Raw genomic sequence first — 21,549 nt, 5'->3', positions numbered from 1 at the left:
CAAACGGCCGCCGCAAGGCTCACGGGTCTCATCGCTGCGATGCGGCGCCCCGACAAGCCAGCTCCGACAAGGTTTTATGGCCACACGATACCTGGCTGCGATACGCCAACCTCAGACCAACTCGGCCAGCTTCAGCTCGCTCTTGATGTACGCATAATAGATCGGCCCCGCCACCACGCCCGGCAGGCCGAAGGCGGCCTCGAACACCAGCATCGCCATAAGCAACTCCCAGGACTTGGCACTGATCTGCCCACCGACGATCCGCGCGTTGAGGAAGTACTCCAGCTTGTGGATAAACATCAGGTAGCCCAACGCCGCCGCCGCGACCCAGATCGACAGCGACAGGCCGACGATGGTGATCAGGGTGTTGGACATCAGGTTGCCGATCACCGGCAACAGCCCGAGCAGGAAGGTCAGCACGATCAGGGTCTTGGTCAGCGGCAGCTTGATCCCGCACAGCGGCAGGATCACCGCCAGGAAGATCGCGGTGAACGCGGTGTTCAGCGCCGAGATCTTGATCTGCGCGAAGACGATATTGCGGAACGCCTGTACCAGCAGCCGCAGGCGGTCGAACAGCGCCGCCGCCAGGGGCTTGCGCAGGCTGATGTCGGAGGCATGCTGCAAGGCCACGATCGCCCCCAGCACCATGCCGATCAGCAGGGTCACGAACATATGCGCCGCGTCCTTGCCCACCAGCTGCAACTCGCTCAGGTGCTTGGTCAGCCACTCGCCGATAGCGACCTGGAACTCCGCCGCACTGGCCGGCAGGTAGGCGTCGATAAACGGCGGCAACTGCCCGCGCGCCTTGTCCACCACCACCATGAATTTGCCGAGGGATGCGCCGGGGTTTTCCGCTTCGTGCAGCAGAAAACTGATGGCCCCGGCAAAGATCAGGCTCAGCACACTGACGATCAAGGTGCCCAGCAACGCCACCGCCAGCCAGCGCGCACGCCGTCCGGCAATCAGGTGCTCAAGCTTGGGCGTGAGCATATTGACCAACTCGAAGACCAACAAACCGGCCAACAGACTGGGCAACAGCCGCAACGGCAATGCCAGCAACAACCCACCGAAAACAAGGATCAAACTGGCCAGGACTACGTAACGCTGGGAAAACGCTGACATACAGCCTCAAAAAGAACGGCGCTAAAAGACAGGCAGTCTGCCAGCCTTCTCTTGGGAGGACCAGCGGCAGGCGCCAGAAGGACGGTGGCCTGGCATCTTAATGAAGAGTTGTGACAGGCAGGCGACGCAGCATCATGAAATTTCGCGGCAGCAGGGCTTGCCCGGATCACGAGCAAGCCCTGCTCCGGTAGAGCGTCAAAACTACTTCTTCTTCAGGCAATTGCTGATGTAGGTCTTGTACGCATCGCCCTTGAGCCCCTGGGGCCGGTTGGCGTTGCAGTCCTTCATTTTCTGCTGCTGTGGGGTCAGCACCTTGGCCGGTGCCGCCGTGGTCGCCGCCTTGCTCGCGGGCATGGCCGGTGTGGCGGCAGGGGTAACCGCGGGAGTGGCGGCAGGCGCGGCTTTCAGGCAATTACTCATAAAGGCCTTGCGCGCGTCACCCGCAAGATTCTGGGCCTTGGCGTCCGCGTTGCAAGTGCTCATCTTGCTTTGCTGAGCCGTCGCCGCAAACCCCTGCGAGCAAAGTAACAAGCCGATCAACAACAATGGGATACGAAGCATCTTCATGGAGTGTTCTCCTTGTTACCGTACCGAAGGGCACGGCATGCTTTCAGTGTAGACAAACGCTGTTACACATCCAGCGAGGCCAGGCTAGGCCATGCGCGCCTGACGCCGGTATTGCTCCGGTGAACAACCGGCCTGGCGCTGAAACATGGCGATAAACGCCGAGGCCGTGCTGTAACCCAGGTCGAAGGCGATCTCCTGCACGCCGCGACTGGTTTCCAAGGCCTGCAGCGCGCCGATAAAGCGCAGGCGCTGGCGCCATTCACCAAAGCCGATCCCCAACTCGCGGACGAACAGGCGGGCCAGGGTTCGCTCACTGACGTGCAACTGCTCGGCCCACTGCACAAGCGGGCGGTTGTCCGCCGGGTCCTGCTGCAAGCCCTCCAGCACCTTGAGCAAGGCCGGGTCATCGGAATACGGCAGGTAACAGTGCTGCACCCTGGCCTGGTGCAACTGGTCCACCAACACCTGCGCCAGGCGCACATCCGCCGGGGTGTCGGGGATTTTCACATCGCGCCGGGCGAAGTCATTGAGGATCGACTTGAGAATATCGCTGATGGCCAGGGTGCTCGCCTCGGCGGGCAGATCGAGGCAATGCTCCTCGGCCAGGTACACCGAACGGTAGACAATCGCCTGGGCGTTATGGGAGCTGTGCACGGTGTTCGGCGGTATCCACAAGGCATAGCGCGACGGCGACATGAAGCGCCGGCCAGCCACTTCGTAGTGGATGACACCGTGGGACACATAGTCGAGCGAACCCCAGGGATGACAATGGGCTGCCGCATGGCGATCGGGGCCGAATTCGGCATAGCGGAAGTACACCGAGGCCGGCAAAGAGGGAAAATCGGGGATATCGATGTAGTGCTTGCCCATGCTGTCCGGATTCCAACGCAGATTGACCGGATCGAAGTATAGGCTTTCATCCAGACACGCGGATAATCCCTCCTCATTGACGATTCTGGTTGTAACCCTTATGCAATACGCGTTTCCCCTGCTGGCAATCTTTATCTGGGCCGGCAATACCGTGGTCAACAAGATGGCGGTCGGCGCGATCTTCCCGGCGGAGATCGGCTTCTACCGCTGGTTGCTGGCGGGCCTGCTGTTCACTCCGTTCATGTTTCGCCAGGTGCTGGCCCACTGGAGCCAGATCCGCCCGAACCTGGGCCGGATCTTCGTGCTCGGGGTGCTCGGCATGGCGGTCTACCAGAGCCTGGCGTACTTCGCCGCGACCCTGACCTCGGCCACCAACATGGGCATCATCCTGTCGTTGATGCCCTTGATGTCCTTGACCCTGGCGATCCTCAGCCTCGGCCAGCGCCTGACCGTCGGTGCCTTGGCCGGGGCGGTGCTGTCGTTTGCCGGGGTTCTGGTGGTGGTGTCGACCGGCAGCCTCACGGCGCTGCTGAGCCACGGTGTGAATCTGGGTGACGCAATGATGCTGATCGCCACCCTGGCCTATGCGGTCTACAGCACCCTGTTGAAAAAATGGCAACTGCGCCTGCCACCGCTGGTGTTGCTGTACCTGCAGGTGCTGGTGGCGGTGGTGGTGCTGTTCCCGCTGTTCTGGCTGTCGCCGAAGGTCGGGCCGAACCTGCACAACGCCGGGCTGGTGCTGTATGCCTGCCTGCTGGCGTCGATGCTGGCGCCGCTGGCGTGGATGCGCTCGGTGGCCACCCTCGGGCCGAGCCGGACCACGCTGTTCTTCAACCTGCTGCCACTGATCACCGCGCTGATTGCCGCCGCGGTGCTGCACGAAGAATTGGCGTGGTATCACCTGTTGGGCGGGGCACTGACCCTCGGCGGGGTGATCCTCTCGGAACGCTGGACCACAGCGTTGCGCCGCGCCTGAACGGGCTGCGGCACTCGCCGTGCCTACTGTTCCTCGGCTGTTATCTGTAGATCCGGATCCAGGCTTTGCAAGGTAATGCCCTTGGCCACCGCGCCGAAGACCCGGTGCAGCAACGGGTTGCGATGCCGGCAATAGCAGTCCAGCGCGACCAGTTGATGACCGAGTTCGCGCTTGACCCGGTAGCCGGTCTGGCCGCTGTCCAGGCGCGTGGCCCCGACACTGTAGGACCACTTCACCGCCTGCTCCCAGAGCTGGAAATACAGGTGCGCCTGTTTGCCCACCTGGTAGTCGATGCCGATGAACTTGTTGATGGCCTTGTCACCGAGCAGAAAGCACAGCATGAACGCCACCATCTTGCCGGTCGTTCCATCGCTCAGCAGAATGAAATGCGACTCGGGCTTGAGGGCGATCTGCTGGAAAAACTCATAGGTGAGCTTTTCGAATTTGGTCTTGCCCTTCTCGTAGGTCTGCAGAAAGAGGCTGAACAAGGCTTGCAGCGTTTCCTCGTCCGGCTGCTGCACGATCTGCACGGTCAGCGCGCCCGGCACCAGACCGTGCTTGAGCTTCTTTTTCAGCAGATAACGGTGACGGCTCTTGAGGGTCTTGAGATAGCCCTCGAAACCACCCGGAGCCAGTTCGACCGCCGTGCCCGGAAAACTCACCATGGGAAACAGCCCGCGGGTTGCGCACAGCCCTTCAAACGCCGCTTTCTGCGCTTCGCCAAAATCCTTCCAGACAGTCATCGCCGCGTTCTTGGCTTTCGCCCGCAGGCTCAGCGCGTCTTGCAGCGGCCCGAGGATATCCGCCAGCGAATACCCCGGCAGCAAACCGATGGTGCCCTCGTCGGAACAGGGTGAACCGACGAACAGGGTCCGCTGGTAACGCAGTGTCGGGATCACCCGGAGCATCTTGGCAATCACCGGCGGGACGACCAACTCCATGGGCACGTTCATGATGAACGTGGGCGCCAAGCCGATCGGCTGCCCATCTTTCTCCAGAATGGCATAGGCAAATTCGAACTGGTCTTCAAGCCCGCCCTCTTCCAGGGCTTCATACCACCAACGACCTTCGACACCGCTAAAACAGCTTTCCCACAGTGTCGCGGGAACAGACGCAGCGTGGCTGGCCCATTGAACTTGAAGCATTAAAACATCCTCTCAGTCGACTCCCTCCTGAGAGGGCCCATCCTTATACCCCCATGCAGGTGCATCGAGAAAGGATGGAAGCCAATTATTTCAACCGCTATAGCGCGGTTCGCCACGTTGCCAAAGGCCGTGCCCGGGCAACGCTCACGCGACTTGCGGCACTCAGTCGGCAATCACCACAATCGACACCCGGCGGTTCTCGGTGCGCCCCGCCACCGTGTCGTTGCTGGCCACCGGCTCGCGGCTGCCCAGGCCGCGCAACTGGATATTCTCGTGTTTCATGCCGGACCGCTCGAGTACCGTCGCCACGCTGTTGGCCCGGCGCATGGACAGCTGTTCGTTGTAGGACTCCTTGCCCGACGCATCGGTATGCCCGTCCACCCGCACCCGCTGGATACCCACGCCCAGCAGCGCCTTGGCGATGCGCTCGACGATATCGTGGCTTTCCTTGTTCAGCACTTCCAGGTCACTGCCGAACAGCACCTTGCCCGACAGGCCGAAAGCCCAGCCCTCGTCCGTCAGTTCGAAACCCTGTTGCTTGAGCACGGCGATCTGCGCCGCGCTCAGGCCTTTGGGCGGCGCGGTCTGGCAGCCGGCCAGCGCCAGCAGCGCGGTAAACAGGGCCAGGGTGAAAAAACGCAGGGTCCGACGGGTCAATGTGTACAAGGGTTCAACTCCTGGTCTGAACAATGGCGGCGGAGTGCTCCGACCCCGCCGTGTGCTGCCCGCCTCGGGCGAGGCGCTTGGCATGGTACATGGCCGCATCGGCGGCGTTGAGCAAGGTGCCCGGGGTGGCGCCATGATCGGGATAAACCGCGATGCCGATGCTCAGCGAGGTCAGCACCTGGGCTTCGCCGGGCACCGGGATGGGGGCGTCCATGCTGGCAATGATCTTGTCGGCAATGCGCTGGGCGTCTTCGATCTTGTGCACCGGCGTGAGCAGCACGGCGAACTCATCGCCGCCCAGGCGCGCCACCAGGTCCTCTTCGCGCAACTGCGCCCGCACCCGCGTGGCCACGGCGACCAGCACCGCATCGCCCGCCGCATGACCGAAGTTGTCGTTGATCTGCTTGAAGCGATCACTGTCGAGAAACAGCACGCCGACCCGCTCGCCCTGCTTGGCGGCATTGCGCAGGGCGCGCATCAGCCGGCCTTCGAAGAAGGCCCGATTCGGCAGGCCGGTCAGGCTGTCGTGGCTGGCCTGGTGGGCCAGGGATTCGTTTTCACTTCGCAGGTGGGTCTGCCAGGACTCCAATTCGTCGAGCAGGGCATTGAAGTCGGAGCCCAGGTTGTCCAGCTCGGCAATCTGCGCCGGCGGCACACGTCGGTCGAAGGCACGCTCGACGCGCGCGGCGTGGGCCACGTCGGCGAGGCTGCGCAACGGACCGATAATACCGCGCAACAAGCGCCGGGCCAGGTACAGCCCGAGCCACGCCGCCAGGGCACTGCACACGACGATACCGAGCAGACCGCTGATCAGGAAACGCAACAGGCTACCGCCATGGCCAGTCAGGCGAATGCTGCCGACCTCGCGATCCTGATGGACAATCGGCAGGCGGATCGGTTGTTCCAGCAGGGCCCGCGCCAATTGCATTTCCACTTCAGAGAGCAGGCCGGTTTCCGGCCGCTGCCAGCGCGCCAGCAATTGACCGCGGGCATCGAAGACTTCGGCATCGGCCACCTCCTCCGTCTCGGCGATCAGGGCCAGGGCCTCGGTGGCCGCGCTGCTGTCGTTGAACACCACCGCCGCTTCCACGGTGTAGCTGATGGAACGGGCGATCAGCTGCAGATTGTGGTCGGCGTAGACCCGCAGGGCCAGCACACCGAGAAAGGTCAGCGAAACACTCACCAGGCCAACGGCGGCCATGGCCGCCAGCAGATGCCCACGCCCGAGCACCGAACGCAGGCTGGGGCGCGTGCCGGACCTGAGCCAGCCGATCATGGCTGGGGACTCCGGCGTCGCGAGAGTTGCAACACGCTGGGGTGAATACGCACGCCACTGCGGGCGACCGAGTCGAGGTTGACCTCGAACGACACCTGGCTATCGGCGACCCGCAGGCAGAACAGACTGCCCACGGTGCACTGATCGCCGCCTTCGCTGATGCTCAGCACCGCGTGGCCGTTCAGGGCACTGAAGAGTTGACTGCGTTCTTCGCTGTTCAGCTTGCCGATATACACGGCATCACAGGCACTGCCGAGGGTCGGGCTGCTCGCCAGCAGGCGCTGGACCAACACCGGTCGCCCCGACGCCTGGGTGGTGCCCTTGACCAGATCGTCGGTGTACTCGGTGGGACCGACAATACACAGGCGCAGTTGCGCAGGCTCCACCGGCCAGCGCGCATAACTGAGAATCCCCAGTACCACCTGGGTGACCGCCTGGGCACGCTGATCGGCCGCGGCGCTGGGCACGGCGTCCTGGGCAAAGCTGATGTGCGTCGACAAACAGAGAAGGGCAGACAGGCAGAACTGTCTCCAACCCCAAAACCGCCCTGTCGTCGAGACAGCCACGCCCATGAAGGAATTCTCTTAAAGCAACGTAGGAATAGTGCCGCAACGATAGCACACCCCTTGGATCGTCAGAATGGGTCTGCAGCACTAGATAGCCAACTATTGGTTTATAAATCTCTGAAGTATGGATTTGAGCTTTCCTATTCTTCTGCGTGCCATGGGCTGCCTAAGATCGACACCACGCTCCTGCAGGGGAGAAGGCTCTCCCCTGATCTGATGTCAGACCGGCTCCGCAGAGAACTGGCTAGACGAACGCCCTCTGTTACTGCCGTAACCGCTCGTCCCGGCCTCACACCGTGACGCGCATCGAACCGTTCAAGGCTTCGTTGAGGCGCACCGATGAAACTGGAGATTTTCCGTACCCTTTGGGGTTATACCGCGAGCAAGGCCCAGGCCCTTGAAGAACTGCTGGCCGCCGGCTTCGACGGCCTGGAGGCGCGGCTGCCGCTGGACGCCGCTGAACGCCGCGAGTTCGCCGCCTTTCTGCGGGCCAACCACCTGGGCTATATCAGCACCGTTTTCACCGCCTACGACGTGCTCCCCCAACAGGCCGCCGCGCCCGCCGAACACCTGCAGGACCTGGACCGCAAACTGGCCTGGGCCGCCGAGCTGCAACCGCGTTTCGTCAATGTGCTGGCCGGCAACGACCGCTGGCCCCTGGCGCAACAGGTGGAATTCTTCGGCCAGGCCATGGCCCTGGCGAAACGTCACGACCAGTTCTGCACCTTTGAAACCCATCGCTCGCGCTCGCTGTTCAATCCCTGGGTCACCCTGGAACTGATCAGGCAACTGCCCGACCTGCGCTTCACCAGCGACATCAGCCACTGGATCGTCACCTGCGAACGCCTGCTGGACGATCCCGCCGACGACCTCAGCGCCTTTGTCGAGCGCGTCCACCATATCCAGGCGCGGGTCGGCTACGACCAGGGCCCGCAGGTACCGCACCCCGGCGCCCCGGAATACGCCCGCGAACTGGCCTTCCACCAGGCCCACTGGGAAAGCATCTGGCGGGCCCAGCAGGCACGCGGCTACACGGTCACCACCTTGACCCCCGAGTTCGGCGCCGACGGCTACCTGCATCACCTGCCCTTCACCAATGTGCCGGTCGCCGACCTGTGGTCGCTGAATGTCTGGATGGCCCGGACCGAACGCGAACATTTCCAGCGTTTCAGCCAATCAACCCAACCCTGAGGTGCTTGCGTCATGCCCGAGAACACACCCAACAGCCCGGCCCAGGCCAACTTCAAGAGCATTCCGCAGGTAAACATCGCCGGGCTGTTCAGCGTCGAGCTCGAACACCGGCTGGCGGTGGCCGAGCAACTGGGGGCCGCCGCCAGCGAAGTGGGCTTCCTCTACATCACCGGGCACGGGATCGATCCGCAGTTGATCGACAACCTGCGCCAGGCGGCCAAGGACTATTTCGCCCAGCCGTTCGAAACCAAGATGCGGCATTACATCGGCACCTCGGAATCCCACAAGGGCTTTGTCCCGGAAGGCGAAGAGGTGTACGCCAAGGGCAAACCGGACCACAAGGAAGCCTTCGACATCGGCTTCGAAGTACCGGCGGACGATCCGCTGGTACTGGCCGGCACACCGCTGCTGGGACCGAATGACTGGCCGACCCTGCCCGGTTTCAAGGACGCGGTGCAGGCTTATTACGCGGCGGTCTTCGCCCTCGGTCGCAAGCTGTTCCGCGGTTTTGCCCTGGCCCTGGGCCTGGAAGAGAACACCTTCGATGCGCTGGTCACCCGGCCGCCATCGAAGCTGCGACTGATCCACTACCCCTTCGACGGTGCCGCCCAGGATGCCCCTGGCATCGGCGCCCACACCGACTACGAGTGCTTCACCATTCTGCTGGCGGATAAACCGGGCCTGGAAGTGATGAACGACCAGGGCCAGTGGATCGATGCGCCGCCCCTGCCGGGAGCCTTCGTGGTGAATATCGGCGACATGCTCGAAGTAATGAGCGCCGGGGCCTTTGTCGCCACCGCGCACCGGGTGCGCACGGTGAGCGAGGAGCGGTATTCCTTCCCGCTGTTCTATGCCTGCGACTTCCACACCCTGATCCAGCCGCTGCCGGGTTTCGCCCAGGCCGGCCAGGACTATGAGCAGATCGCCATTGGCGAGCACATGTACGGCCAGGCCTTGCAGACCTACCAGTACCTGCGCAAGCGCGTGGAAAACGGCGAGATCGCCCTGCCGGACAAAGCTCGCAAGCCGTCGAGTTTCGGCCACTTGAAAAACCAGTCGCAGCCGTCCTGACCCAGCCCTCACACCCCAGCCTTCACATCGGAGCCACCCAACATGTATAAGAAAACAACCAGCCTGACCCTGATCGCCGCCGGCCTGCTGTGCAGCAGCGCCGCCTTCGCCTCGACGGCCACCCCCGGCCAATTGAAGGTCGGGATGGAAATCACCTACCCGCCCTTCGAATCCTATGACGCCGACAAGAACGTGGTCGGTTCCGATCCCGAGTTGTCCCAGGCCCTGGCCAAGCACCTGGACGCCAAGGCGCAGTTCGTCGACACCAAGTTCCCGAGCCTGATCCTCGGCCTCAATGCCGGGCACTACGACGCAATCATTTCCGGCATGTACATCACCCCCGAGCGCCAGACCCAGGCCATGACCATTGCCTATGCCAAGACCGGCGCGGCGATCATGGTGCCCAGCTCCAGCACTCTGAAACCGGGCACGCCGGAGGACCTCTGCGGGCTGAAGATCGGCCTTGAACAGGGCACCACCTGGGTCGCGCAGTTCCAGAAGCTGTCGACCGATTACTGTGTACCCAAGGGCAAGGGCGCGATCACGGTGAACGAGTATCCCTCGGCACCGGAAGTGACCCAGGCGCTGCTGTCCAACAACGTTCAGGCGCAAGTGGAAATTGCCGGTGCGGCCAAGCTGATCGCCGAGAAGACCAAGGGCCGGGTGGTGGTGACCAGCGAACACCTGATCTATGCGCAGACCCTCGGGATCTTTGTGAAGAAGGGCAATGACGCGACGTACCAGGCGCTGCTCAAGGCATTCGAGGAGACGAAGAAGAGCGGCGAATACGCGGCCATACTGAGCAAGTACAGCCTGGAAGCGGCGGAGTAAGGTCCACTACAGGGCTTGAGTCCTGTGGGGTTTTTAATGTGGGAGCGGTGCTTGCCCGCGAAGAACGATGACGCGGTATGCCTGGACGACCGCAGCGACTTCTTCGCGGGCAAGCTCCGCTCCCACAGGAGCGTCGTTCTTCGTCGGAACGCCGCCCGGACCAAGCACCGCGCCCACAAGGATGTCATCGCTCAGTAATCGCTCCATTGCAACACCGAGGTATCTATGCAATTCGATTGGCCCTATTTCTTTTCGCTGTTCTCGATGCCGGCCTTCTGGCAGGCCTGCGTCACTGTGGTCGAGCTCAGCGCCCTGGCCTGGTTTATCGGCATGTTGCTGGGTTTCTTCCTGGCCTCGGCCAAGCTATCGGCCTCGGCCTGGTTACGCCTCCCGGCGGCGGCCTATATCTGGTTCTTTCGCAGCATTCCGCTGCTGGTGCTGGTGGTGTTCGTCTACAACCTGCCACAACTGTTCCCGAGCACCGGCGGCGTACTCTCAGACCCATTCTATTCCGGGTTGCTCGCGCTGGTGGTCACGGAAGCCGCCTACATGGCCGAGATCCATCGCGGCGGGCTGATCTCGGTCGCCAGGGGCCAGAAGGAAGCCGGCCGCGCCCTGGGTATCGGCGTGCTCGGGATGCAACGGCTGATTGTGATTCCCCAGGCCTTTCGTATCTCGCTGCCAACCCTGATCAACGAATACATCACGGTGGTGAAACTGACCTCGCTGGTTTCGGTGATCTCCCTCACCGAGCTGCTCACCGTCGGTCAGCGCCTCTATGCGCAGAACTTCCTGGTGATGGAAACCCTTGGCGCGGTGGCGGTGTACTACGTGTTGATCGTGAGCCTGTTCGGTTGGCTCCTGCAACGCCTGGAGCGGCATCTCGACCTGGGTCAGCGCAAGCCGCAGACCCTCGATGAGACCGCCATCGCCGGACTCAGGGCCGCGCAGCCGACGCTGACCCCGCCACCTCGCACGCCGTCGGTCAGCGGTGCTCCGCTGGCGCTGGACCTGCAGAATATCCACAAGTGCTATGGCAGCCACGAAGTGCTCAAGGGCATTGATCTGGCGGTCGGCAGTGGCCAGGTGATTTCCATTATCGGCCCGTCCGGCTCGGGCAAGACCTCGCTGATCCGCACCGTCAATGGCCTGGAAAGTATCGACCAGGGCAAGATCGTGCTCTTCGGCGAGGGCTTTATCAGCGCCGCCAATCCCCCGAACAACCCGCAGATTCGTCGGGGTGTGCGGCGCATCGGCATGGTGTTCCAGAACTTCAACCTGTTTCCCCATCGCTGCATTCTCGACAACATCACCCTGGCGTCACGCTACCACGGCGTGGCCCGCGAACTGAGCGAACAGCGGGCACTCGCCTTGCTCGACAAGGTCGGCCTGCTGGCCCATGCCCGCAAGTACCCGCACCAGTTGTCCGGCGGTCAGCAGCAGCGGGTGGCGATTGCCCGGGCGCTGGCGATGGAACCGCAGATCATGCTGTTCGACGAGCCGACTTCGGCACTGGACCCGGAGCTGGTCGGGGAAGTGCTGAAGGTGATTCGCGAGTTGGCGGATGAAGGGATGACAATGTTGATCGTCACCCATGAGATGGATTTCGCCATGTCGATTTCCGATCGGGTGGTGTTTATGGAGAACGGGGTGGTGCAGTTGGACGCCAGCCCGCAGGCGATTCGCGAGGAGGCGGCGGGTGAGCGGGTGCGGCGGTTCATGGGGATTGAAGCCGCTACCACAGCGAGCGTGGCGCAGGCCAGCTGAAGCGAACGCCGTCCCTGTAGGAGCTGGCTTGCCAGCGATGGCGGCCGGATAGTCGATGCAAGACTTTCGGGCCTCATCGCTGGCAAGCCAGCTCCTACAAGGTTCGTGGCGCTCTCAAAGTCCCGTTTCAGCGCCCAACTCCAGCATCAATCCACTGAGCCGCTTGACCTTGCGCCCCACCGCCTCTTCGAACACCCCGCCACGGGGTTCGATCAAACTGAACCAATCCTTGGCCCGGGTGATACCGGTGTAGATCAGTTCCTTGGTCAACACCGGGTTCAACACCTGCGGCAGGATCAAGGCGGTATGGGCAAACTCCGAGCCCTGGGACTTGTGCACCGTCATGGCGTACACCGTCTCCACATCGTTCAACCGGCTGGGCAGGACAAAACGTACCCCGCCCTGCCCGTCATTACGCGGGAAGGCCACCCGCAATACCGGCTGGCCGGCCTCGGGCCCGTCGCGCTCCGGCAGTTTCAAGGCAATGCCGATATCGCCGTTCATCAAACCCAGGCCGTAATCGTTGCGGGTCATCAGCACCGGGCGCCCCTCGTACCAATGCTGGTCGCTGTCGATCAGCCGATGGGCAAACAACGCCGAGGTAATCCGCTGGTTCAACCCTTCGACGCCCCAGGGCCCCTTGCGCACGGCACAGAGCAACTGGAACTCGTCGAAAGCCTGGAGCACCGTGCGCGCCCAATCGGTCCAGCGCGCATCCGCCAGATCGGTGCCGGCATCCGGACGCCGACTACGCAGTACCCCCAGGTAGTGCCGGTAACCTTTCGGGCCGGTGCCCTGGCCATCCAGCACCAAACGTTCGAACTGCCTGTCATGCTCGCCCTTGAGCGACAGTGCAAACAGGTCCGCGTGACTGCCGGCCGCCAGCAGCGCCCGCGCCTCGTCCGCCGACTGGCGATTGACCAGGCGGGCCAGTTGGCCGATACCGCTGCCTTCGCCGAAGCGCCGGGAGTGCCGCAACATCACCACCTGCTGGGCCAGTGGATGGCTGTCGTCCAGGTCTTCCTGCAAACCGCTGCCGCTCAAGTCCTCGCCGCTGACCGCTTGCAGCCAGCCACGGGTCCCCGCGCCGTACCAGCCCTCCTCGGCATCCCGACACAGATCCCCCAGTACCGCACCGGCTTCCACCGAGGCCAACTGGTCCTTGTCGCCCAGCAGCACCAGCCGGGCATGATCCGGCAAGGCATCGAGCAGATTGGCCATCATTTCCAGGTCGATCATCGACGCCTCGTCCACCACCAGTACATCCAGCGGCAGGCGGTTGCCCGCATTGTGGCGGAAGTGCCGCGTGCCCGGCCGGCTACCCAGCAGACGGTGCACGGTGGTGACGTCGCTGGGGATCTTGCCGCGCACGCCATCGTCGATCTCCAGCGAGCGCACCTGGGCACTGATGGATTCGGTCAGCCGCGCGGCGGCCTTGCCGGTGGGTGCCGCCAGGCGGATGCGCAGGGGTTTTCCCGCCGCCACCGCCGGCGCCTGGAGCAAGGCCAGCAGGCGCACCACGGTGGTGGTCTTGCCCGTGCCGGGGCCACCGGTAACGATGCTGAATGCTCCCCGGGTAGCCAGGGCACAAGCGAGTTTCTGCCAATCGATAAGCGCACCGGGCTGCGCCGCGCCGAACAGTGCGGTCAGGCGTTGCGCCAGGTCATCCGGGGTCTCTTCCTGTTCCGCCAGGCGCCGGCGCAGGGCCTCATCGATACGCCGTTCGTAAGACCAGTAGCGACGCAGGTACAGGCGTCGCCCGCTGAGCACCAGCGGACGCTGTGCCGCTTCGATACCCACCTCGTCCGCCAACGCCACCAGCGAGCTTGTTTGCAGGGAGCGACACCAGTGCTCACCGTCCAGGGCCACCAGCAATTGCGACGGCAGCAGCAGCGCCCCGCCCTGCACATCGCCTTCCGGTGGCAGGGACAGGGCGAAGTCCGGCTCCTGCAAGGTGGCGAACAGATCGAGGCAGACATGCCCATGGCCCAACTGGTGGCTGGTCAACGCCGCCGCCAACAGCACCAGCGGATCGGCCTCGGGATCGAGTTCATGGAGAAAGGCCACGAAGGCCTTGTCCAGCGCCCGCAACCAACCCCGTTCGACCCAGCGTTCCAACAGCAACAACAAGTCCGCCGCGCGGCTCAGGGGCGTCAGTTCAGCCAGGCTGTCGTCGCTCAGCGCCGTCGGCAGGATTTCCGAAAAAGAACGTTTCATAACAGACTCCCCTGCTCCCAGGCGGGCTCGCCGCGGGGCACCGGTTTACCCTGGAACAGCAGGTCCAGGTGCTCGATCAGCTCACGGGGCGGCCGGGTGAAAAACACACCCTGGCTCGACGCCCGGGTGCCGCGCAGGAACAGGTACAAGGCCCCGCCCATATGCCGGTCGTAGTCGTAATCCGGCAGCCGCACCTTGAGCTGGCGATGCAGGGCCAGCAGGTAGAGCACGTATTGCAGGTCGTAGCGGTTGTCGAGGATCGACAGGTTCATGGCCTGCTCGGTATAGGCCGCGTCATCGGCGCCCAGCCAGTTGGATTTATAGTCGGCCACGTAGTAGCGCCCCTGGTGCTCGAACGTCAGGTCGATAAAGCCCTTGAACATGCCATTGAGCAGGACCGGCTCGGCCTTGGCCCGGGCGACGCCGCCGTGGGTATGGCGGCGCACCAGCTCGTCGACCTTGAGCACATCCACCGTGTGGCTGGCGAACCAGAACTCCATCTCCACCCGGTAGGCCTTCAGGTCCTGGAAGACCACCGGCGGTTGATCGTTGCCCAGGCGCAAAGGGGTTTGCAGCAGATCGGCGAGCCAATCGCTCAGGGCTGTGATCCAGCCTTTCCAGCCCCGCAGATTGCAGCGTGGCGCAACGGCCTTTTCGATCAATGTGCGATCGGCATCAAAGCCTTCGTCACCGGCCCATTCGAGCAGGCCGTGGAGAAAGGTACCGGGGTTCGGGCCACGGGGGAAACGGTGAATATCGCTACCGCTTGGCACCAGGTCGCGGGGTGCGGCCGGATCGAGACGTTCGTCGTCGAAGAGTTTTTGCGCCTGGGGGCTTTCCGGTGCTTCCTCGGTGTCAGCACTCTGCGCCTCGCCGATGCGCAAGGCGCTGTAGGAGGCGATCCACCAGTACTCGGAGGCACTGCGCTTGGGCAGGCGCGGGGCGAGCAAGAGGGCTTCATTGCGCGGCGGCTGGAAAGCTTCGGCGGTGGCCGCCGGCAGTGATTCGTAGCCCAGCGCCGGGCAGCCTTCCCGCAGGTCCAGCAACCAGCGTTCAAGGCCCGTGGACTCGCCCAACACAGCGCCGCCACCGAGCAGATAGCCGAGGGCCGAGAGGTGCAGCACCGAGGCGTTGTGGTTGCCACGCTTGAGGTCGGCCACTCCCAGCCAGCAAGCATGCCGGGCCCGGGTCAGGGCCACGTACAACAGGCGCAAGTCTTCAGCCAGGCGCTCGTCGTCGGCCTGGGCGATCAACTCGGCGGTAGGCTTCAGGCTGACCTGGGCCCTGCGCTCGGCATCGTGGTAATGCAGCGGCAGGCGGCTGCCATCCACCGGTTTGACCGAGCAGATAAACGGCAGGAACACCAAGGGGTATTCCAGGCCCTTGGACTTGTGGATGGTCACCACCTTGACCAGTTGCTCGTCGCTTTCCAGACGCAGGATCTGTTCTTCACCGGCCTGGCCGGAAGACGCCAGGTGCTCGCCGAGATGACGGATCAGCGCCTGTTCGCCGTCCAGCTCGGCGGCCGCCTGTTGCAGCAGTTCGGACAGGTGCAGCAAGTTGGTCAGCACCCGTTCGCCATCGCTGCGGGTCATCAGCGCCTGGGGCAGGTGGAAGTCATGGATCAGCCGACGGAGCATCGGCAACACGCCTTGTTTGCGCCAGATCTCGCGGTAGCGGCGGAACTGCATGACCCGCGCCTCCCACGCCAGCTCGTCCTGGTTGAGGCGCTCCAGTTCGGCCAGCGACAGGTTCAAGGTGATGCAGGCCAGGGCCGCCCGCAGCGGACGTTCGACATCCGGCTCGGCGCAAGCCTTGAGCCAGGCCAGCAGGTCATGGGCCTCCTGGGCGGCGAACACCGAATCCTTGTCCGAGAGGTAAACACTGCGTACGCCGCGACTGGCCAGCTCGCCACGGACCGCCTGGGCCTCCTTGCCGTCACGCACCAGGATCGCGATATCGGAGGGCAGCACGCCCTTGAGGACGCCGTCGCGGACGAAACCGCTACGCTGCTGTTGACCACCGTTGAGCAACTCGACAATGCGCGTGGCGCAGGCCGCGGCCAACTGCTGGCGATACAGCGCGCCGGACACCGGCTGCTCGGTTGCCAACTGCCAGAGATTGAGCGCCGCCAAGGGCTGGCCGTCGATCTGCAAGACCTCCTTGCGCCCCTGGGCAGCCACCGGCAGAAACGGTACCGGGTTCTCATCGCCCTCGCGAAACAGGAATGCACCACGTCCTTGCTCGCGCTGCTCGGCACGCCCGAAGACATGGTTGACCGCCGTGACCATCGCCTGGCTGGAACGGAAGTTGGTACCCAGGGTATGCAGGCGACCGTGGGTGGCCTGGCGCGCTCGCAGGTAGGTGTAGATATCGGCACCACGGAAGGCGTAGATCGCCTGCTTCGGGTCGCCGATCAGGAACAGGCCGCACTCGGGACTGTTGTCCTCGATGCGGTAGATACTCTCGAAGATCCGGTACTGCACCGGGTCGGTGTCCTGGAATTCGTCGATCAGGGCCACCGGGAATTGCTCACGGATCAAGCTCGCCAGGCGCTCGCCACCGTCGGCCTGGAGCGCCGCATCGAGACGCAGGAGCATATCGTCGAAGCCCATCTCGGCGCGCCGGCGCTTCTCTTCCTCGAAGCGCGCACCGGCCCAGCGGGCGGCGTGTTCGAGCACGGCGGCGTCCGGGGTGGGCAAGGCATCGAGGCTGGTTTTCAAGCCGGCCATGGCGTCGAGGCCCGGGTGGCTCGGCGGCTCACCCTTCCAGGCTTCGGCCAGGCCCGCGGCGGTCAGACGGCTGAAGCCGGTGCCGATATCCAGTTGCTCCTGGGTCTCGTCCTCGGCCCAGGCGCTGAGCTTCTCGAACCAGGGCTCGAAGTAGCGCGCCTGCATCTTGCGACCGTCGACGGTCTTGTTCGCCACGCCTTGCAGGCAGATATCCCGCAGTTCAGCGGCCCATTGTCGCCAGGGCGCCTTGAGTTGCACCAGGGCCTGGCGACGTTCCTGAATACAGGCCTCGATCAGCTCGGCCGGCTCTTGCAGGTTGTCGTTGCGTCGCTCGCTGCCGAACAGGGCCCGCACCCGGGGCAACAGTGTCGCCGGGCCGCCCCAATTGGCCCGGACCCAGTTCAACGCATCGCCGTGCATCTTGTAGCAGAACAGCCGCCAGTAATCGCGCAGCACTTCGCCCAGCAGTTCGCTATGGTCGGTTTCCAGGGTCTGGGTAAACAGGCTGCCGCTGTCGAAGGCGTGTTCGCGCAGCATGCGCTGGCACCAGCCGTGGATCGTCGATACCGCCGCTTCGTCCATCCATTGGGCGGCGATATCCAGGCGATTGGCACAGGCCGGCCAGTGTTCGACCGGGTATTCGTCACGCAGTTGGGCGATCAATGCATCGGTGGCCGGGATCTCGTCGCGGAAGAACCGTGCGGCTTCCGCCAGGCGGGTGCGGATGCGGTCGCGCAGTTCCTGGGTGGCGGCATCGGTAAAGGTCACCACGAGAATCTGCGGCGGCAGCAATTCGCGACCGAACCCCGAGTCCTCGCCGCCATGGCCGAGGACCAGGCGCAGGTAGAGCGCGGAGATGGTGAAGGTCTTGCCGGTGCCGGCACTGGCTTCGATCAGTTGGCTGCCGCGCAGCGGAAAGGCCAGCGCCAGGGGGGGCTTGTTGTCGGTCATGAGCGCGCCTCCTCGGCAGCGAGAGAACGCCACGGCGCTTCGACCAGCGGCCGATAGAGCGCATCGCACCAACCTTCGAATTCCTCGCTGGCAATCAGCGCGTTGTAGTCGGCGAACTGGCGGGCCAGGGCCGCGCTTTCCCGACGCTCGCCTTCGCTGTTCACACCGTCGCCGTCATAGGCCTTGCGCGCCGCGTCCTGCGCCTTGAGCGGGTCCGATTGGGAGAGCCAGGCAAAGGCGGTCTTTACCGCAACCGGCAGCGGACGGCGCATGCCGGACTGCCAGGCCAGCAGCAGGTTGCCAAGGATCTCAGCGGCACGCGGCGCTTCGAACGGCGGCAGCAGCAGAGTATCGTCGCTGGCCACCAGGGCCGTGGTCATCGACAGTCCGCAGGCACAGGCCACCAGGTGCTCGACCCAGGGCTTGGTCAGACGGTGCCATTTGCGCGTCTTGATCGAGCCGATGCTGTTGGGGATGGTGGTCACGGCGAGCAGGCCGCCGTCACTGCGTTGATGCAAACCGCTCAGCCAGCCTTCCACCCGGGTGGCGCTGGTGTCGAAGGCGACGGGCACGGCACTGGTCAGTGGGGTCGGCCAGAGGCTGAGCAGTTGTTGATAACGTTGCAGCAAATCCGGCAGCGGTTCGATCAGTTCATGTTGCAGCAATTCGCCGAAACCGGCCATGGGCAGCAGGCCGCTGGCTTGTAACCGCCGGGCCTGGTGCTGCAGCGCCTCGTCCGGGTTGTCCGCCTGGAGCAGCGCCGCTTGCAGCAGGCTGTCGCTGAGGCTGTAGCGTTGCAGGGCATCGAGCACGAACGGTTCCTCGTCGGCCAAGGGTGCCTGGGCCGCTTCGAAAAAGACTTTCAGGCGCTGGCTGAAAAAGTGCCGGACGGGATTGCGCAGGAAATCCTGGAGCTGGGCCAGGGTCAGTGGCTCGTCCTGTTGGTAGGCGTCGAGTTCGGCACTGATTTCGTTCGGGCCCTGGGTCTCGTGCAATTGCTGCCATTCGCGGGCATAGCTGAACAATTCGGCATGGCTGTCGTGGAAATAACGGGCGCTGAAGGGTTGCAGCGGATGCGCCTGGGTCAGGGCTTTCAGCAGTTGCTCACCGTCGCCGTCCGGCAATCGCCAGCCCGCGGCGAGATGGTCGCGTAGCTGGCCGATCAGGACCGAGGCCGGACGCTCGCTGTTGTCGCGGATGCTGTGACCGACCCAGCTGATATAGAGCTGATGCCGGGCCGAGAGCAGGGCTTCGAGCAACAGGTAGCGATCGTCTTCCCGTCGCGAGCGATCACCGGGGCGGTAGTCGCTGCCCATCAGGTCGAAGTCCAGGGGTGGCTGCGCACGGGGGTAGTCGCCGTCGTTCATGCCCAGCAGGCAGACCAGCTTGAACGGGATCGCACGCATCGGCATCAGGGTACAGAAGTTCACCGCGCCGGCGAGGAAGCGCTGGGACAGCCGGCCCTGGTCGAGGCCGGCCAGCCAGGCTTCGCGGACCACGGTCAGCGGCAGGATTTCTTGCAGGTTGACGGCTTCGCAGGTTTCCAGCCAGTCGGCGCGCAGCTGTTCGAGCTGGATCAGCAGATAGTCGTCGTGTTCGGTGCTGGCGAGGAAAAACAACTGGATCAGTGCATGCAGGCGCTCGCCCCATTGTTGCGGGAGGGCCGGCTCGGAGAGTTCCTGATGGGCGATTTCCAGGGCGTCGAGCAGGGCCACCAATGGGCCGATCAAGGCGGCGTCAAGGCCGCCGATTTCGTCGTAGGGTTCGATACCTTCGCAGGCTTCGCCACTGCCGACTGCATAGCCCAACAGCATGCGGCGCAAGCCGAACTGCCAGCTGTTCTGTTCCAGAGCATCGGGCAGGCCGAGGCCGGCGCGTTGTTCGGCGTTCATGCCCCAGCGCACGCCGGCGCCTTCAATCCAGCGATGCAGGGTCGGCAGGTCACGTTCCTGCACATTGAAGCGCGCGCGCAAGGCCGGGACATCCAGCAGGTCGAGGATCTCGCTGACCGGGAAACGACTATCGGGCAGCTTGAGCAGATGTTCGACGGCAATCAGCAACGGGTCGCGACCACGCTGGCCCTGGTCGGCCAGGGTGAAGGGGATAAAACGTGGATCGTTGCGTTCGAGCTGGCCGAACACCGCGCGGATATGCGGCGCATAGCTGTCGATATCCGGGACCATGACAATGATGTCACGCGGTCGCAGGTCCGGCTCGGCACTGAAGCGTTCGAGCAGTTGGTCGTGGAGGATCTCCACTTCACGCTGGGCGCTGTGGGCGATATGGAAACGGATCGACGGGTCGTGCTCGAGGTCGATCGCCGGCCAGTGCTCGCGGGTTTCGTTGAGCGGGCGCAGCTCGAGGATATCGTCCTGCAATTGATTGAGCAGGGTTGTCGGCGTGCTGTCGCTGAACAGGTCGATACGACCATCGCGGAAAGCCGCGCGGTAGCTGGCGGGATCGTCGTAGCTGTCCAGCAGGTTGATATAGTCGCGGCCCTGCTTGCCCCACGCGGCCAGCAGCGGGTGCGCGTGCTGGTGCAGGGTTTGCGGGTCGAGGGCCAGGGGCATCCCGGCTTTGCGGGTCTGGCGTTTGTATTGGTTACGCAGCAGGTCCTTGTCGGCGACGATATCGGACCAGTGATGACGGCAGGGGTTGTGCACGCAGAGCAGCACCTGGCTGAAGCGGGCCAGTCCGGCGAGGGCTTCGAGGGCCTGGGCGGGCAGCGAGGAGATGCCGAATACGATGACTCGCGGCGGCAGGCCTGGTGGTGCGCTTTGCAACTGGTTGATCCGTTCGATAAAGCGCTGGTGCACACCGGCGCGACTTTGGGCCATGCCCGACTCACCGACGTCCAGCAGCAATGCGCGCCAGAGCTCGGCCTGCCAGCAATTGGCGGGCGGCAGCGGTTTGATCTCGCCGCGACCGCTGCGCAGTTGATGGCGGCCGGCAGCCCAGTCCTCCAGCCAGTCGGCGCGGTAGACCTGGTATTGGTCGAACAGGTCGGCGAGGCGCTCGGCCAACTGGTAGCGCTTGCGCAGGTCGGTGTCGTGGGTGAGGAAGCGTTGCAGCGGCTCGAAGTGCGGCTGGTCGATCAGTTCCGGCAGCAGGCGCATCAGGCGCCAGGTCAGCGGGCCCTTGTCGAGCAGGGATTTGGCCGGGATCTCGTCGCGACCCAGGACCCTGCGGTAGAGCTGCCACATAAAGCTGCCGGGCAGTTGCACATCAATGGCGGCGGCGATGCCGCAGCCGCCCTGGTCGTCGCCTTCCGGGTCTTCGGCCAGGGCGAGTTTCAGCCACTGGGCGATGCCGTTGCTCTGCACCAGGGCGATTTCGTTCTCCAGGGGCGCCAGGGGATAACGTCGCATCACGTTGATCACCAGGCTGCGCAGTTCCTCGGGGCTGTTGCTCTGCACCACCATGAAGGCGGGGTTGAGTGAGGTGGCGTCCGGCATGCCGACTTCCTTGGAGAATTCAAAACGAAAGCAGGACTTTAACACCTCCGGCGCAGGCGATCCCTCTTGAGCCTTGCAGCGCCTATTCGGCCGTCTTCGCGGGCAAGCCCAGCTCCTACAGTCCTGTGCCGTACACAAGATCGGTG

General features: G+C 63.9%; 15 protein-coding genes. 5 read left to right on the top strand and 10 right to left on the bottom strand.

Annotated features, from left to right (window positions below):
* Window positions 1-111: 111 nt before the first annotated feature.
* The 3 genes from M5C01_RS26735 to M5C01_RS26725 form a co-directional block, all read right to left on the bottom strand.
* The gene (locus tag M5C01_RS26735) at window positions 112-1,122 is read right to left on the bottom strand and encodes a hypothetical protein (protein ID WP_152741556.1); all 1,011 of its coding nucleotides are present in this window, start codon (window positions 1,120-1,122) and stop codon (window positions 112-114) included.
* A 201-nt stretch (window positions 1,123-1,323) separates the two neighbouring features.
* Window positions 1,324-1,689, bottom strand: a complete 366-nt coding sequence (locus M5C01_RS26730) for a PsiF family protein (RefSeq protein WP_103495240.1) — start codon at window positions 1,687-1,689, stop codon at window positions 1,324-1,326.
* 84 nt (window positions 1,690-1,773) lie between these two features.
* Entirely contained in the window at window positions 1,774-2,559 is a 786-nt protein-coding gene (locus M5C01_RS26725; protein ID WP_152741555.1) for a helix-turn-helix transcriptional regulator, read from the bottom strand.
* 100 nt (window positions 2,560-2,659) lie between these two features.
* Between M5C01_RS26725 and M5C01_RS26720 the strand changes: the two genes are divergently transcribed.
* Window positions 2,660-3,535 (top strand): DMT family transporter, encoded by an 876-nt coding sequence (locus M5C01_RS26720; protein WP_152741554.1) that lies wholly within the window; start codon window positions 2,660-2,662, stop codon window positions 3,533-3,535.
* A 23-nt stretch (window positions 3,536-3,558) separates the two neighbouring features.
* On the opposite strand, the gene M5C01_RS26715 is transcribed toward M5C01_RS26720, so the two are convergent.
* The 4 genes from M5C01_RS26715 to M5C01_RS26700 all read right to left on the bottom strand — a co-directional run bounded on the left by M5C01_RS26715 (window position 3,559) and on the right by M5C01_RS26700 (window position 7,194).
* Window positions 3,559-4,680, bottom strand: coding sequence for a GNAT family N-acetyltransferase (locus M5C01_RS26715; RefSeq protein ID WP_152741553.1), 1,122 nt, complete (start codon window positions 4,678-4,680; stop codon window positions 3,559-3,561).
* Window positions 4,681-4,842: 162 nt separating this feature from the next.
* Window positions 4,843-5,346 carry an OmpA family protein gene (locus M5C01_RS26710; RefSeq protein ID WP_103495244.1) on the bottom strand — a complete coding sequence of 168 codons (504 nt, stop codon included), beginning with the start codon at window positions 5,344-5,346 and terminating at the stop codon, window positions 4,843-4,845.
* A 4-nt stretch (window positions 5,347-5,350) separates the two neighbouring features.
* Complete coding sequence (locus M5C01_RS26705; protein WP_177101376.1) at window positions 5,351-6,619, bottom strand: diguanylate cyclase; 1,269 nt, start codon at window positions 6,617-6,619, stop codon at window positions 5,351-5,353.
* Complete coding sequence (locus M5C01_RS26700; RefSeq protein WP_152741551.1) at window positions 6,619-7,194, bottom strand: YfiR family protein; 576 nt, start codon at window positions 7,192-7,194, stop codon at window positions 6,619-6,621. The genes M5C01_RS26705 and M5C01_RS26700 overlap by 1 nt, the downstream gene beginning before the upstream one ends.
* A 333-nt stretch (window positions 7,195-7,527) precedes the next feature.
* Between M5C01_RS26700 and M5C01_RS26695 the strand changes: the two genes are divergently transcribed.
* The 4 genes from M5C01_RS26695 to M5C01_RS26680 all read left to right on the top strand — a co-directional run bounded on the left by M5C01_RS26695 (window position 7,528) and on the right by M5C01_RS26680 (window position 12,048).
* Entirely contained in the window at window positions 7,528-8,379 is an 852-nt protein-coding gene (locus M5C01_RS26695; RefSeq protein WP_152741550.1) for a TIM barrel protein, read from the top strand.
* 12 nt (window positions 8,380-8,391) lie between these two features.
* The gene (locus M5C01_RS26690; protein WP_152741549.1) at window positions 8,392-9,450 is read left to right on the top strand and encodes a 2-oxoglutarate and iron-dependent oxygenase domain-containing protein; all 1,059 of its coding nucleotides are present in this window, start codon (window positions 8,392-8,394) and stop codon (window positions 9,448-9,450) included.
* A gap of 42 nt (window positions 9,451-9,492) precedes the next feature.
* A complete protein-coding gene (locus M5C01_RS26685; RefSeq protein ID WP_152741548.1) occupies window positions 9,493-10,281 on the top strand; it encodes an ABC transporter substrate-binding protein in 789 nt (262 codons plus the stop codon).
* Between the two features lie 225 nt (window positions 10,282-10,506).
* Window positions 10,507-12,048, top strand: a complete 1,542-nt coding sequence (locus tag M5C01_RS26680; RefSeq protein WP_152741547.1) for an amino acid ABC transporter permease/ATP-binding protein — start codon at window positions 10,507-10,509, stop codon at window positions 12,046-12,048.
* A gap of 114 nt (window positions 12,049-12,162) precedes the next feature.
* Here the strand turns inward: M5C01_RS26680 and recD are convergent, their stop codons facing one another.
* The 3 genes from recD to recC are packed head-to-tail and all read right to left on the bottom strand — an operon-like array spanning window position 12,163 to window position 21,403.
* Complete coding sequence (gene recD / locus M5C01_RS26675; protein ID WP_152741546.1) at window positions 12,163-14,265, bottom strand: exodeoxyribonuclease V subunit alpha; 2,103 nt, start codon at window positions 14,263-14,265, stop codon at window positions 12,163-12,165.
* Window positions 14,262-17,948, bottom strand: coding sequence for an exodeoxyribonuclease V subunit beta (gene recB / locus M5C01_RS26670; RefSeq protein WP_152741545.1), 3,687 nt, complete (start codon window positions 17,946-17,948; stop codon window positions 14,262-14,264). Before recB ends, recD begins: the two co-directional genes overlap by 4 nt.
* On the bottom strand, window positions 17,945-21,403 hold the full coding sequence (gene recC / locus M5C01_RS26665) for an exodeoxyribonuclease V subunit gamma (RefSeq protein WP_152741544.1): 3,459 nt from the start codon (window positions 21,401-21,403) through the stop codon (window positions 17,945-17,947). The genes recB and recC overlap by 4 nt, the downstream gene beginning before the upstream one ends.
* Window positions 21,404-21,549: the final 146 nt, after the last annotated feature.

Origin of the sequence: Pseudomonas sp. MWU12-2319 (genome assembly GCF_023242525.1) — a bacterium.
GTDB classification, from domain to species: Bacteria; Pseudomonadota; Gammaproteobacteria; order Pseudomonadales; family Pseudomonadaceae; genus Aquipseudomonas; species Aquipseudomonas gingeri_D.
The sequence above is the reverse complement of the archived record's forward strand: the minus strand, read 5'-3'. Positions and strand labels throughout refer to the sequence as shown.